Below are 13601 nucleotides of genomic sequence, written 5' to 3'. Positions count from 1 at the left end.
GCGTAATACCGTTTGGCCCGTCAGACGGAAGCATCGTCCCGGCGGGTGCAAAGCACGGCACAATACAACTATGCGCACTACCATCCCTGCCCATCTCCTTCCCACCGACGGCCGCTTCGGCTCGGGACCTTCAAAAGCACGCCCCGAACAGCTCGCACGTGTTGCGGATGCGGCTTCTCCCATGGGAACCTCGCATCGGCAAGCACCCGTGAAGAATCTGGTCGGTCAGATCCGTGCCCAGCTAACCGAGCTCTTCCATCTTCCGGAGGGGTACGAGGTTATGCTTGGCAACGGCGGCGCCAGCCTGGTGTGGGATGCCATCGCTTTCACCGCCGTTGAAAGCCGCGCGCAGGCCGCTGTTTTCGGCGAGTTCTCCGCTAAGGCCGCCCACGCGGTGGGGCGCGTTCCGTGGGCGGAGGTTGATATCCAATCTGCGGAACCCGGCCGTCTGGCACGCTGCGTGGACCGCGGCGAGGAGAACGACGCCGTCGACACATACTTCTATCCCCAGAATGAGACTTCTACCGGAGTGTTTTCTCCGGTAACACGTTATGGGCGTAGCAGGGGCTCCCATCAACACCCCGGAGCACTCACCCTCGTTGACGCCACATCGAGTGCGGGCGGCGTCACCGTAGACATATCGCAAACCGACCTCTACTACTTCTCACCGCAAAAGTGTTTCGGCGCCGACGGCGGCCTATGGATCGCCGTGGCCTCCCCCGCTGCCATTGAGCGCATCGAACGGCTCGGTTCTACCCGCTGGGTGCCGGATATTCTCAATCTCGAGCTCGCGCTGCGGAACTCGCGCAAAGATCAAACGCTGAATACCCCGAGTATCGCGAACCTGTTGCTCATCGCCGAACAGACCGAATGGATGCTCAGCAGCGGCGGGCTCGATGCCATGGCGGAGCGCACTGCCGCATCGTCTGCGTTGATTTACGAGTGGGCCGAGAACCGCCCCGAAGCAACACCCTTCGTCGCCAATGCCGCCGACCGCTCGCCCGTCGTCGCGACGATTGATTTCGACGAATCGGTTGATACACGTACGATCAGCGCTTTTCTACGTGAGAACGGCATCGTGGACATCGACCCGTACCGCTCCCTGGGCCGTAACCAGTTCCGTTTCGGCACCTTCCCGAATGTGGAGCCCGACGACGTCGCCGCACTGTTGACCTGTATCGACTGGGCAATAGAGCATATGTGACGGCGAAGACGTCAATGCCGAATTATCCTCCCGGTAGACCTTCTTCTCACGCCATTTGGCTCCTTGTAGGCTCCGCCTCGCGCCGGTGGCTCCCATCCGCGCGAGATACGGGAGAACGGGTGTCCTTGGTGTCGCGTCGGCGTCGCCAAACCCCTATCCACACACGAAACGGTCGCGAATCGTGGTCTGATGCCGCCCTTGCGCGGTTTGACTCGCGATTCCGCCGATACGGCGTACTCGCTCAACCTGATGCCACCCTTGCGCGGTATGCCTTCACCCCCGCGCCAGGAAGCCTTCTATTTTGCGTCATCGCCCGGGGTTGGACCCGCACCCAACCCGTCGCCCTCGCTATGTTCCTGCTGCTGGCGCTCCAACGGCCCGATGATCTCGACATGCGGGTGCGAGTGCCAGTGGTAATGCACCGCCACGTCCCAGTTACGCCTCCCCCAGACATAAGCAGCGATGCCGACGATCAACGCACCGATCGCTCCGATTCCCACGCCCCAGCGCGGACTGATCACCTCGCAGATCCATCCGACGATCAACGCTCCAACCGGCGCACTGCCCTGCATAACCGCCTGGTACAAGGACATCACCCGCCCGCGCATCTCCGGTTCAGTGGACATCTGCACCGAGGTGTTGGCACTGGTGAGCAGGGTGAGGATGACAAGTCCCACCGGAATAAGCGAGATGGCATAGGTGGGATACGTGGGCATCACCGCGTTGACGCCGGCTGCCAGCGCGAAGGCGAAGGCCATCGCCACTACCAGTCTCACCCGCGGTTGGCTACGCCGCCGGGCGGCGAGCAGCGCTCCGGTCAACGAACCGATCGCCAGAACGGAGCCGAGAAGCCCGTATTCCCCGCCTGCTTATCAAACACCACGCGGGCCATGGAGGCAGTGGTCAGTTGGAAGTTCATACCGAGGCAGGCGATAACACCTGTCACCACAAAGATGACCTTGAGATCCGAACGTGACCGCACATAACGCAGTCCAGCCCGAACACGACCCTTTTCGCGCGGTTTGCGCGGGGATGTAGCCGTGAAGAACTCCGCCGGACGCATCACCAGCAGCGCCGCAATCGTTGCGATAAAGGAGAAGCCGTTGATGAGGAATACCCACCCCGGACCAACAACGGCCACCAGCACGCCTGCCAACGCCGGGCCGATCAGGCGCGCCACATTGAAGCTGGTGGAGTTCAAACCGATGGCGTTGGGAAGATCGCGCGGCGCTACAAGTTCGGAGACGAACACCAGGCGAGCGGGGTTGTCGAAGGCGTTCGCCACACCAAGCAGAAGGGCGAAGCCGCAGACAATGGCAGTTGTGGCGATTCCGGCTAGTACTAAACCGCCGAGGGCGAAGGCGAGCAGAGCTTGGAAGGTCTGCGTCAGGAGTATGATCTTCCGCTTGTCGAAGTGATCGGCGAGCGAACCCGCGAAGGGCATGATGAAGAGTATGGGGGCGAACTGCAGTGCGGTGACCACGCCAATGGCGAAGGAATTATCATCCGTGAGGATGGCAAGAACCAACCAATCCTGGGCGACCCGCTGCATCCAGGTCCCGGTATTCGCCACCAGAGCCGAGAAGAACCAGATCCGGTAGTTGAAATAACGCAAGCTGGAGAATGTTCGCCCCATCAATCCCTCCGCCAAGAGAACTCCGCCGTTTTCGGGCGGTTTTTCAGTCTACTCCCCTTGGCTTTGTTTACGCCCCTCGGCCGAGAGGTCACAGGAGGAACGTGGCAGAGTAGACAAGCATCCATGAGTGATACACCGCGGATCGCACACCATCTTGGCCGCTGACACCGCCGGTACGGGCGAGTCATTTCACAAGCACCGGTGACTACCACCCCTGCTCCCACCACCACCGGCGCTTGGGTCGGCAGGTCACCGAGGCCGACGTTCAGTCGTCATCAGCCACGGGCTCGCGCGAATGCGTGGTCAACTCGATCTCCCGGTTGCGGTTGAGCACGCCCAACACCACAAAGACGAAGCCGACAGCAGCAACTGGAATCAGGCCGAGGAAGGAAGCCGTATCCGGGTCACGCTGGAAGATGAAGGCGAAAACAACTGGACACATGGCGAAGGCCAGCAGAACTGTGCCAAAGTAGCGTTGCCTCCTCCACCTAGTACCTAAACGCGAGGCCTCATCGTCACTCATACATTCATGCTACATATTCAACGCGCTCTGGATGGGGCCAAGCAGGAAGTACACGATGAACAAGGCGGACACAACCCACATAAGCGGGTGGATCTTGCGTATGCGCCCGCTCGCCACCTGCATCACGGTGTGGCTGATGAAGCCCACACCGATTCCCACGGTGATCGAGTAGCCGAAGGGCATGAACACGATGGTGAGGAAGGCGGGGATCGCCGTCGCCAGATCGGACCATTCCAGTTCGGATACCTGCTGCATCATCAGGAAGCCCACCGCCACCAACGCCGGGGCCGCCGCTTCATTGGGTACCACCCCGGCCAGCGGCGCTAGGAATGTAGCCAGCAGGAAGAAGGTCCCCGTGAAAATGGAGGCGAGCCCGGTGCGTGCCCCATCGGCCACGCCAGTAGAGGATTCGATATACGCGGTGTTGGAGGATACTCCGCCCGCGCCACCGGCCACCGCCGCCAGCGAGTCGATAAGTAGAATGCGGAAGGTGTTGCGCGGGTTGCCGTTCTCGTCCAGCAGGCCGCCCTCAGAGCCGACGGCCACCATCGTTCCCATGGTGTCGAAGAAGTCCGCCAGCATGACGGAGAAGGCAAGGACGACGACGGCGATCACCCCCAGCTTTTGAAAAGGCCCGGTCACCGAGAACTGGCCGAGGGTGGCGAAGTCTGGCACCTGCACCGGTGCGCCATCCAGCCGGGGAATGGACAGCCCCCAGCCGCCCACATTCTCGGCACTGGCAGTTCCCAAATTGCCGCGCCACTCGATGAGAATGGCGAACACCGTGGAGACGACGATTCCGATGAGAATCCCGCCTTTGACTCGGCGCGCCATAAGAATAATTGTGAGGAAGAGCCCCACGACGAAAACCAGCAGCGGCCAGGTAGAAATCGATCCATCCACTCCGAAGGAGAGGGCCGTGCCGCTGCCCTGGCGAACGATTCCCGCATTCACCAGCCCCACAATGGTCACGAATAGGCCGATGCCCACCGAAATGGCCGTGCGCAAATACTTCGGAACGGCACGGAATATCGCCTCGCGCAGCCCGGTGAGTACCAGCAACACAACAACAATGCCCTCGATAACGATGATGCCCATGCCGTCGGCCCACGTCATGCCGGGCAGTTTGACAATAATGGAGGCCACCATGGAGTTCAGCCCCAACCCAGCGGCGAGGGCCAGCGGGAAATTGGCAACCGCGCCCATGAGCAGGGTCATCACGCCGGCGACCAGGGCGGTACCGGCGGCGATAGCCGGAACATTCGCCTCCGCGCCACCGCCCAGGTAGGCGCCGGTGGAGTCGGTACCGCTGAGAATTGTTGGATTGAGAACAAGGATGTAGGCCATCGCGAAGAAGGTGACCATACCGCCGCGCAGTTCTTGTCCGATTGATGAGCCGCGCTCGCTTAGGTGGAAGTGTTTTTCAAGGATGTTCTTGGCCGGCGCCTCAGCCGTGCCCGCAGCTGTATCGCTCACGGCAAGATTCTTCCCGTCGTCCAACCCGCGAGCAAGCACTGCTCACAGCCCGGACACATCGCCTAGCGGCGCCTTCTACGGCACGTCGGCGAGCACCAGATTTCCGAAACCGCGCATGGTCAGCTCTCCGTCGTCGGCCGGGATGAACATGGCCTGCCCGGCGTTCAGATCGGCGCGCTGCCCACCTGCTTCAAGCTGCGCCGCACCTTCCAGGCAGATCACGGTACGCGGCCCCTCGCCGCGAATCGGTTCGCGCGCATTGGCGTCACGCAGGTGAATGGCGGAGAGTTGAAAATCCTCCACCGGCGCGTAGAAGGTTGACATGATTCGCGATACGCGCTCTGGAGCGATACGGATCGGCGGGGCGGCGACGGCGTCGACCACCCGCAGCAACTCGGCCGCATCGACATGCTTATGGGTCAGACCGGCACGCAGCACGTTGTCCGACGTCGCCATGATCTCCACCGCCAGCCCGGACAGATAGGCGTGAACGGTGCCGTTCGGGATGAACAAGGCTTCTCCGGGGCGCAGCGTCACCGGATTGAGCAGCAGCGAAGCCACCACCCCCGGATCGCCCGGATATCTCTGCGCCAGTCGTGTGACGATAGCATCCGCGCGCGGCGAGGGCGAATCCTCTGTGGCACGCCGCGCACAGGCGGCGGCCACATCGTCCACCTCGTCCGGCCTCGGGCGTGTCTCCTGCGAAAGCAGGAAGGTGAAGGCTGCGCGCACACCGGCGTCGTGAATAATCTGCAGCAGCCGATTACTCAGCGGGGTATCCAGAGCGCGGATCACCGTGCCGATACGCCGTGGCGCTCGAAAACCGGACAAGGCGTCGAAGCGGGTCAGCGCGTAGGTCAACTCCGGCTTATGGTTCGTGTCCTTATAGTTGCGTTCCGGTGCCCGGCGGGGAATGCCCGCGCTCTCCTCCGCCGCAAAACCTGCCCGCGCCTGCTCCCGCGACGGATGAACCTGCAGGGAAAGCGGTTCCGCCGGTGCGATGAGCTTCAGGAGATACGGCAGGCCCTCCGATACCTCGGCCACCGAGAGGCCCAGCGTCGCGCATGGATCCGCCGCAATGTAGTCGGCCAGAGACTGCTCAGCCGTATTCAATTCGGCCGGGTACTCCTGCGGATAGACCTGGCTGAGATCGAATAACGGGGCGTGTTCCGCACAACCCACCATTGCCGGATCGTCCGGATGCGCTCCCAGCCAGACCTCGGCTACCGGTTCAGGAGCAGGCGGATAACCGAACAAGCCGGGGATGGCATCGTGCGAACCCCACGCATACGGACGTACTCGGCCCTGTAATCGCCTCATGACTCTACGGAAGGATCTCCATATCCGCCTCGTTGACAACAGGGTCGGAAGGATCCCACATGTTCTTCTGTTTGCCCACATCCGTCTCCGAATGCGAACCACAGCCATGATCCATGGAAACTACCGAGCCGTCGTATGCCGACCACTCATTGGCGCATACACCGAAGAGCGTGCGAGCAGACCCCGCCATCGGCAGAAGGAATCCGCAGGTGGAACAGGCAGCCTTGGCAGCCTTCGTCCCGGCAGAGTTCGGGCCGTGGTCGCCCGCATACCACCGCTGAAAGGCAGAATCGCGGCCCCGGCTGGAAAGTACGCGTGCCCGACCCAAGCCGAGTTCGTAATCCGCCAGTTGGTCAGCGTCCTCGCCCGTTGCCGCATATCCCTGGTCCAAACGAGGATCGTCGGGGCGGTAGGGGAGGCGATCTGTGGGTTGGACGTCCGAGGGAAGCAAGCGATCCTCCCACGGCACCCATTCCTGTGCCAGCAGGGCATCTTCACCCGGACGCAGCGCCAACTCGTCAATGGTCACGCGTGAGGAACGCGGAATCCGTGCCACGGTGACCGTCCAATACCATCCGCCGTAGCCGGGCAACAGGCAGTGGAACGCATGCGTGAGAACCCGATCACCCTCGACGACGACGCCAGCATGTTCGCCGATCATCTCTGGGCGGGTCAGCTCATGCAGGGCCTCGCGCGCCTTATCGACGGCACGCAACAGAATCTTCTCTTTTCCGGCAGAGCGGCCTGGCCTGATACGCGCCTCAGGCATCGAAATCATCCGCTAAGGTTCGCAGTGCGGCGGCGATTCGATGCCCGCCATCGGGATAACGCCCCCGGCGCAGCTGGGTTGAGGCCGAGTCGAGAATCTTAATCAGATCCTCGATAATCGGCACCATCTGCTCAGGGGTGCGCCGATTCTTACGCGCTAGTGATTCCAATTTCTGCTGCACCGAAACCGAGAGGGCCTGCGGACCACGTCGAGTCTCGGCAACTCCGTATTCCACCCGAGTACCGGTACGAAGTTTGGCGCCGATAGGCACGGCGGATGCAGGCAGATAGACTTCGGTGCCGTCATCACCGGCGATGAACCCGAAGCCCTTCTTTTCGTCGAAGAACTTGACCTTACCCGTTGGCACGGAAGACTCTCTTTCACTGGAAGACCGCACAGTAGACAGCTGCGGTACAAAAGTGTATAGCTGCGATATATTCTACCGGCTTATGGGCCACGCCGATGCCACCACCAGTAACGACGACCCGGCACATCCAGTGCGACGTTCTCAATTTCCCCTGCATTTTCCCGGCAGTTCTTGGTAGCGTTACCTTCTGGGTAGTAGTCCCCACACCCGCTCCTAGCGCAACTCGATACCGACAGGGGATGATTCTTCTGTGAGCACCTTCCGCAAAGGAGCCGCCGCGCTCGGCGCGCTCTTCCTAACGCTTGTTTTGACCGTGTCCGTCTCCTTTTTTGCGACGACGGCCCGGGCCGATGACCCTTTCGCCGTGTCCTCGCTGGTCACGGACCGCGCGAACGTTGTCGATGACTCTGCGGTTCGCAGTACTCTCCAACATCTTGAGAGTGAGACGGGCAAGCCGCTGTATGTTGTGTTCGTCGACAGTTTCGACGGTGCCGATTCATCCGGGTGGGCCGAGCAGGCGGCCGAGTATCGCTCGCAACTGCCAAGCAACTCGTCGTTACTGGCAATCGCCGTTGCCGACTCGGAGTATTCCTTGTGGGTGGGAAACAGCAGCTTCGATTGGACAAAGTTCGAGAACGCGATCAACTCCGATGTGACATCCCAGTGGGCCGACGGCAACTGGGAGGGTGGACTTGCCACCTTGGCAGACAATCTTGTGTCAAGCACTAAGACAAACTTCACGCCTCTGGTTGTTGCGATTGCCGTACTCGCGATCATCGGCTTGGCCTTGGCGTTGCTGCACCGCCAACGCAAGCGCAGAGAACTGGCCGCACAGACCCAGAGCCTGGAGAACCTGCGCGTGCAGGCCTCACAGATGTTGCTTGCCACCGACGAGAATGTGCGCGCAGCTGTTAATGAGCTTGAATTCGCCAAGGCAGAATTCGGCATCGAGGCGACATCCACCTTTGAACAGATACTCGCGTCGGCACAGCACGACATTGCTCAAGCCTTCGAGATCCGCACGAAACTCGAAGACAGTATTCCCGAGACGCCCACCCAAGCTCACCGTATGAACAGGCAGATCATTAAGTTGGCAAAAAGAGCGCAGGAAACGGTGACGGGGCAGCAGGAGAGCTTCCAGGCACTGCGCGATCTCGCATCCAATGCGTCCGCGCATTTTGATGAGTTGGAGACTCGGTCGGCGGAGATCCGAGAACAGTTGAAAGTGGGGCAGGAACAACTCCGCGTGTTGGGCACGCGGTATTCGGCCGATGCCCTTGCCACGCTGCAGTCACTCCCGAGCCAGGTTCTCACCTTGCTCGACTCCACAGCGCAGACCATTGCTGAGGGCCGCGACGCCGTCGCGGAAAATGACTCCAAGCGCGCCGTTTCCTTCGTTCGAATTGCGGAAGAAGGGTTGCAGCAGGCGCGGCAAGTCGCGGCGCAACTGGTAAACGCACCGGAAACCTACGCGCAGGCGGATCGGCGCATGCGTGCCGGTATCGAGTCGATCAGCCAAGACGTGAGCGATGCGAATCGTCTCGGCGGCAACGACGCAATCATTGCTGATCGGCGCCGAGCGGCGGAAGCCGCCTTGGCATACGCCTCCACCCCTTCTGTTGATCCCTTCGAAGCCATCGAACGGCTGACAAGTGCTGAGAACGCTCTGGATGCCGCATTAGTCGGCGTACGCGGAGCAGAGGAGGCTCGGCGTAAGGCACAAACGGTGATGGCACGCAACCGGGCAGAGACCAGGCGGAAGATCACCGAGACCGAACGGCACATCAGCCAGTATCGCTACTACGTCGGCACCGAGGCGCGCTCGGAGCTCCAGGCCGCGAAGAGACTACTCCAACAGGCCGAGGAGGCCAAGGATGAGTCACAACAAGAGCAGTTGTATGCACAGGCGCTCAGTCGTGCATCTCATGCACTGGTAACCGCCCGTCGAAACATTAGCCAAGCCGTGCGCGCACGCGAGCAAGAGCGCCGCGATAGCGGTTCCGATACGGGGGCGATTATTGGTGGCATGGTCCTGGGAGCCATTCTCTCCGGCTTGGGGGGCGGTGGCGGCTACGGCGGGGGTGGTTACCGCGGTGGTGGACACGGCTTCGGAAGCTTCGGCGGCGGGCACTCGGGTGGTGGCTCCTTCGGAGGCCTCTCTGGAGGTGGTTCCTTCGGGGGGCGTTCCGGCGGCGGACGCTTCTAGTTCGAAGCAACCCTATGCCAAACACCCGCAGCCGTTCCATCAGTACAATTTCATCTAACGGCACGCATGTGCCACTTATCGAAAGGTAATTTCATGGCGGAGAAGCAGACAATCCTCGGACGGATCTCCCAACTGGCAAAGGCCAACATCAACGCCCTTCTGGATCGGGCGGAGGACCCGCAGAAGATGCTGGACCAGATGGTTCGCGACTACACGAATTCCATCGCGGAAGCGGAGGACGCCGTCGCCGTCACCGTAGGCAACCTGCGACTGGCCGAAGCCGATTACAACGAGGACATCAAAACAGCCCGTGAATGGGGTCAGAAGGCTTTGGCTGCCTCCCGCAAGGCTGATGAGATGCGCGCAGCCGGAAAGGAAGCTGACGCGACGAAGTTCGACAACCTTGCCAAGGTTGCGCTTGGCAAGCAGATCGACTTCGAGAACGAGGCGAAAGCCGCCGAGCCGGTTATCCAGTCGCAGCAAGAAGTGGTTGCGAAGCTGAAGGACGGCCTCACCCAGATGCGCAGCAAGCTGGATCAGCTCAAGACGAAGCGCGATCAGCTCGTTGCCCGCCAGAAGTCTGCCGAGGCACAGAATCGGGTCCAGGATGCCATCTCCTCGATCAATGTTCTTGATCCGACCAGCGAGCTCGGCCGTTACGAGGATCAGGTGCGTCGCCAGGAGGCTCTCGCACAAGGGAAGGCGGAAGTCGCTGCGGCAAGCCTTGACGAGCAGTTCGCTGCCCTAGAGGACCACACGAACGACATCGAGATTGAGGCCCGCCTTGCCGCACTGAAGAACGGTGAGGCCCCCGCACAGATTGAGGGCAAGGACTTCACCGCATACTGATAGCGGCGCCCAACGGGCGAGTCATTTCAAGCATCAGCTGTGCGAGAGTGGTCTGAGCCACTCTCGCACAGCACGGTATTCCCAGTTTCTTCACAGTATTCTCGCGTTTACTTGACACATGACCACTTCGCAGCAAGAACCTGAAGCAACGATTCTCGTCGTCGACGATGAGCCTTCGATCCGCGAACTGCTATCAGCTTCGCTTCGTTTTGCAGGCTTCGAAGTGCTCACCGCCGCCGATGGTCATGAGGCACTCGATCACCAGTCCGGTGCACGCCTCGATCTTGTCGTCCTCGACATTATGTTGCCGGACATGGACGGATTCAGCGTCCTGCATCGCCTGCGGGAGCGCGACCCACAACTTCCCGTCCTTTTCCTCACCGCGCGTGACGACATTAAAGACAAAGTCCAGGGCCTGACGGTTGGCGGCGACGACTACATTACGAAGCCCTTCTCCCTGGAGGAAGTCGTGGCACGCATCCGCGCCGTTTTGCGCCGCACTCGCCCCGCAGAGGACGATAATGCGATTCTGCGCTACGCGGACCTTGAACTTAATGAGGACTCCTATGATGTGCGGCGCGCTGGACGGGAGATCGAGCTGTCTCCAACCGAATTCAAACTCCTGCGTTACCTGATGATCAACGCCGAACGCGTTGTATCAAAGATGCAGATTCTAGACCATGTGTGGGATTACGACTGGGAGGGTGAGATCTCCATCATCGAGTCGTATATCTCGTACTTACGCCGGAAAATCGACTCTCCCGAGGCTCTTGGAATCACCGATCCGGAGGAAGCCGCCGCTATCGTTCCGCTTATTCATACGAAGCGAGGCATTGGCTACGTTCTGCGTACATCCAAGTAGGATCGCGTGGCCCGAATTCTAACCAAGCGTCACCCGCGCCCAGATCAACCGCGGGTGACGCGCACTCTTTCCTTTCGACTGCTTATCACCTTTGTTCTGCTCATGGTGGTGGTGATCGTCGTGATCGCCACGGTGACACTCTCGCTACTGCAGCGTCACCTTGTCAGCAATCTTGACGACGAGCTCAAGTCGTCGGGAACCGTTGTGGCGGGAAATGCTCTCAACACCCTCGCCTCGGATATCAACGACACACCTGATCCCTCTTTGCTCTCGGATTACTACCTCAGCGCCAGTGTTAGCACCGACTCCCGCGGCAGTACGCAGTTGTTCACTCGCGTGAACACGATCGTTGCGCAACGGTACGGAATACCAGCCGCCACAGAGGATCTCCTAGAAAGATGGGATGGCTCGTCGCAAGTGTTCACAGTGGAAGGCACGCAGGCCCGTTCCCAGTGGCGGGTCGTGATCTTGCCAGTGACCAATGGGCCGAACACGATCGGAAAGATTCTTATCGCCCGTCCACTGGCACCGATCCATAACACGGTGATGCAGGTTGCTCTGATCCTGTTACAAGTCGCCCTGGGTGTTGTGACGCTAGGCGCACTGTTGACCTGGGCATTTGTTCGCAGATCATTCAAACCGTTGCGCGACATCGAGCATTCCACGCATGCCATCGCCGCCGGCGATCTCTCCCGCCGCGTTCCGGAGGGGCGTGAGGGATCCGAGGTCGGAATGCTCGCCGCCTCGATCAATGCCATGTTGGCCCAGATTGAACACGCGTTCGCCGTGAAAGCGCGCTCTGAGGCGAAGATGCGCCAATTCGTTTCCGATGCCTCCCACGAGTTGCGGACACCATTGGCAACAGTTCGTGGCTACGCCGAGCTCTATCGCCTCGGCGGGGTTCCAGCCGATAAAATCCCGCAGACCATGGATCGGATTGAGTCTGAAGCTCACAGGATGAGCGGTCTGGTAGAGGATCTCTTACAGCTTGCGCGACTCGATGAGGGACGCCCGTTGGTATGGAGTTCGGTGGACATCACCCGTGTGTGCCGTAACGCAGTGGAAGACCTGCGAGTACGCGATTCCTCCCGTCCGGCCTCCGTGATAGGCCTTGACGGAGCCGAGCCCGCAGACATCACGGTGACGGCCGACGAAGACAAGATAACTCAGGTAGTCACGAACCTGCTTTCCAACGTGCTCACACACACGCCCGCCGGTTCATCGGTCGAGGTCGCCGTTGGGAAACCCACCCCATCCGAGGCGGTTGTTGAGGTCCGTGACCATGGGCCCGGCGTCAGGCCCGAGGATGCCGCTCACCTGTTTGAGCGATTCTATCGCACCGACTACTCACGTTCCCGTGCCTCGGGTGGCTCCGGTCTCGGTTTGGCGATTGTCGCCGCCATTATGGCTGCCCATGGCGGCACGGCTCGCCTGGCTGAGACCGCCGGTGGGGGCCTGACCGTCCGTCTTTCCTTCCCGGTTCAGGAGAAGCACCCGGCGGAAGCAACAGCCCACGCTTCGGGTGAGCAGCAAACACATAGTAACAAGGCGGGACGCTCCGCAGGCGGTCGCGAGCGTTCTAGTGCCGGCGGTCGCCGTGCTCAGAAGCAGAATGGCGGGCGCGGTTCCAGCCAGATGGCCGCTGCAGGTTAGAGGATCTCTCCCGTGAATGGCGACGTACCGTCGTCGTCAATGGGATGAGCACTGCGCTGCTCCAACATGAGCGTGATGGCTTGAACCACACGTGCCATGAATTCCTCCGCAGATTCGCCCTCTTTGCCGTACATCGGGGCGCCAATGAAGAGAAAAACCTCGCTGCCAACCTTCGGAAAAACCGATCCGACGGGCATTGCCTCGTGGCCGCCGGCCATGGCAATCGGAACGATTGGCACACCCACCTTCAATGACAGCGCGGCCGCACCCGGCTTGAATGCCCCAATCTCTCCATTGCGGGAACGTGATCCCTCCGGGAAGACCAGGATAGGCACTCCGGCCCGCAGCAGGCGGCCCGTCATTCCTGCGGCCTGACCGCGTTCCTTGCCCCGGCGATGCCCGGCGCGCTCAATCGGATAGCTGTTGAAGAAAAGGGATGTGAGTGCAGAGATTCCCTTGCGACGGTAGAAATAATCCGCGGCCGCACCGGTCGCCAGGCGCTCCGTCAAGGAGTCGGGCAATAGGGAAAACACCATCGGTGCATCCAGGTGAGATGAGTGGTTGGGTACCAGAATAAAGGCGCCCTTCAGACCTTCGATATTCTCCTCGCCCAACACAGTGGGGCGAACGACGGTGGAGATGACCGGCCGTGTCACCAACTTGCGCACGCGCCGACGTCGTCGCATTCTCCCCTCGTCAAGATAACGGTCAATTGGCTCAAGAGGCTCGGCCATAC

13 protein-coding genes are annotated in these 13601 nt (G+C 60.8%); 5 read left to right on the top strand and 8 right to left on the bottom strand.

What is annotated here, in order from left to right; genetic code table 11:
- Positions 1-70: 70 nt before the first annotated feature.
- The gene (serC, locus tag DDD63_RS01625; protein WP_108714904.1) at positions 71-1204 is read left to right on the top strand and encodes a phosphoserine transaminase; all 1134 of its coding nucleotides are present in this window, start codon (positions 71-73) and stop codon (positions 1202-1204) included.
- Positions 1205-1500: 296 nt separating this feature from the next.
- Here the strand turns inward: serC and DDD63_RS13060 are convergent, their stop codons facing one another.
- From DDD63_RS13060 to DDD63_RS01590, 7 genes are all read right to left on the bottom strand, one after another.
- The gene (locus DDD63_RS13060) at positions 1501-2025 is read right to left on the bottom strand and encodes an MFS transporter (RefSeq protein ID WP_164505409.1); all 525 of its coding nucleotides are present in this window, start codon (positions 2023-2025) and stop codon (positions 1501-1503) included.
- Positions 2022-2840, bottom strand: a complete 819-nt coding sequence (locus DDD63_RS13055; protein WP_108714902.1) for an MFS transporter — start codon at positions 2838-2840, stop codon at positions 2022-2024. Before DDD63_RS13055 ends, DDD63_RS13060 begins: the two co-directional genes overlap by 4 nt.
- Positions 2841-3105: 265 nt before the next feature.
- A complete protein-coding gene (locus tag DDD63_RS01610) occupies positions 3106-3363 on the bottom strand; it encodes a hypothetical protein (protein WP_108714901.1) in 258 nt (85 codons plus the stop codon).
- A 9-nt stretch (positions 3364-3372) separates the two neighbouring features.
- Positions 3373-4839 carry an NCS2 family permease gene (locus tag DDD63_RS01605; protein ID WP_240611324.1) on the bottom strand — a complete coding sequence of 489 codons (1467 nt, stop codon included), beginning with the start codon at positions 4837-4839 and terminating at the stop codon, positions 3373-3375.
- Between the two features lie 75 nt (positions 4840-4914).
- Positions 4915-6159, bottom strand: a complete 1245-nt coding sequence (gene manA, locus DDD63_RS01600) for a mannose-6-phosphate isomerase, class I (RefSeq protein WP_108714899.1) — start codon at positions 6157-6159, stop codon at positions 4915-4917.
- Positions 6160-6163: 4 nt separating this feature from the next.
- Positions 6164-6928: a DUF3027 domain-containing protein gene (locus DDD63_RS01595; protein WP_108714898.1), complete on the bottom strand. Its 765-nt coding sequence runs from the start codon at positions 6926-6928 to the stop codon at positions 6164-6166.
- Positions 6921-7295: a cold shock domain-containing protein gene (locus tag DDD63_RS01590; protein WP_108714897.1), complete on the bottom strand. Its 375-nt coding sequence runs from the start codon at positions 7293-7295 to the stop codon at positions 6921-6923. Before DDD63_RS01590 ends, DDD63_RS01595 begins: the two co-directional genes overlap by 8 nt.
- Positions 7296-7545: 250 nt before the next feature.
- Here DDD63_RS01590 and DDD63_RS01585 point away from each other — a divergent pair, with 250 nt between their 5' ends.
- The 4 genes from DDD63_RS01585 to DDD63_RS01570 all read left to right on the top strand — a co-directional run bounded on the left by DDD63_RS01585 (position 7546) and on the right by DDD63_RS01570 (position 12865).
- A complete protein-coding gene (locus DDD63_RS01585; protein WP_108714896.1) occupies positions 7546-9501 on the top strand; it encodes a TPM domain-containing protein in 1956 nt (651 codons plus the stop codon).
- 93 nt (positions 9502-9594) lie between these two features.
- A complete protein-coding gene (locus tag DDD63_RS01580) occupies positions 9595-10350 on the top strand; it encodes a PspA/IM30 family protein (protein ID WP_108714895.1) in 756 nt (251 codons plus the stop codon).
- Positions 10351-10468: 118 nt separating this feature from the next.
- Positions 10469-11212 carry a response regulator transcription factor gene (locus DDD63_RS01575; RefSeq protein ID WP_108714894.1) on the top strand — a complete coding sequence of 248 codons (744 nt, stop codon included), beginning with the start codon at positions 10469-10471 and terminating at the stop codon, positions 11210-11212.
- Between the two features lie 54 nt (positions 11213-11266).
- Positions 11267-12865: a HAMP domain-containing sensor histidine kinase gene (locus tag DDD63_RS01570; RefSeq protein ID WP_240611323.1), complete on the top strand. Its 1599-nt coding sequence runs from the start codon at positions 11267-11269 to the stop codon at positions 12863-12865.
- On the opposite strand, the gene DDD63_RS01565 is transcribed toward DDD63_RS01570, so the two are convergent.
- Complete coding sequence (locus tag DDD63_RS01565) at positions 12862-13599, bottom strand: lysophospholipid acyltransferase family protein (RefSeq protein WP_108714893.1); 738 nt, start codon at positions 13597-13599, stop codon at positions 12862-12864. The two genes, DDD63_RS01570 and DDD63_RS01565, sit on opposite strands and share 4 nt — an antisense overlap.
- Positions 13600-13601 lie beyond the last annotated feature (2 nt).

It is taken from the genome of Actinobaculum sp. 313 (genome assembly GCF_003073475.1).
Lineage (GTDB): Bacteria > Actinomycetota > Actinomycetes > Actinomycetales > Actinomycetaceae > Asp313.
Note: the sequence above shows the minus strand (reverse complement) of the source record. Positions and strands in the feature narration are given on the sequence as shown.

Excerpts from the sequence above, each read along its gene's own strand:
- serC (WP_108714904.1), top strand. The coding sequence starts at position 71 with ATGCGCACTACCATCCCTGCCCATCTCCTTCCCACCGACGGCCGCTTC.
- DDD63_RS13055 (WP_108714902.1), bottom strand. The coding sequence starts at position 2,840 with ATGGGGCGAACATTCTCCAGCTTGCGTTATTTCAACTACCGGATCTGG.
- DDD63_RS01610 (WP_108714901.1), bottom strand. The coding sequence starts at position 3,363 with ATGAGTGACGATGAGGCCTCGCGTTTAGGTACTAGGTGGAGGAGGCAA.
- manA (WP_108714899.1), bottom strand. The coding sequence starts at position 6,159 with ATGAGGCGATTACAGGGCCGAGTACGTCCGTATGCGTGGGGTTCGCAC.
- DDD63_RS01595 (WP_108714898.1), bottom strand. The coding sequence starts at position 6,928 with ATGCCTGAGGCGCGTATCAGGCCAGGCCGCTCTGCCGGAAAAGAGAAG.
- DDD63_RS01580 (WP_108714895.1), top strand. The coding sequence starts at position 9,595 with ATGGCGGAGAAGCAGACAATCCTCGGACGGATCTCCCAACTGGCAAAG.
- DDD63_RS01575 (WP_108714894.1), top strand. The coding sequence starts at position 10,469 with ATGACCACTTCGCAGCAAGAACCTGAAGCAACGATTCTCGTCGTCGAC.
- DDD63_RS01565 (WP_108714893.1), bottom strand. The coding sequence starts at position 13,599 with ATGGCCGAGCCTCTTGAGCCAATTGACCGTTATCTTGACGAGGGGAGA.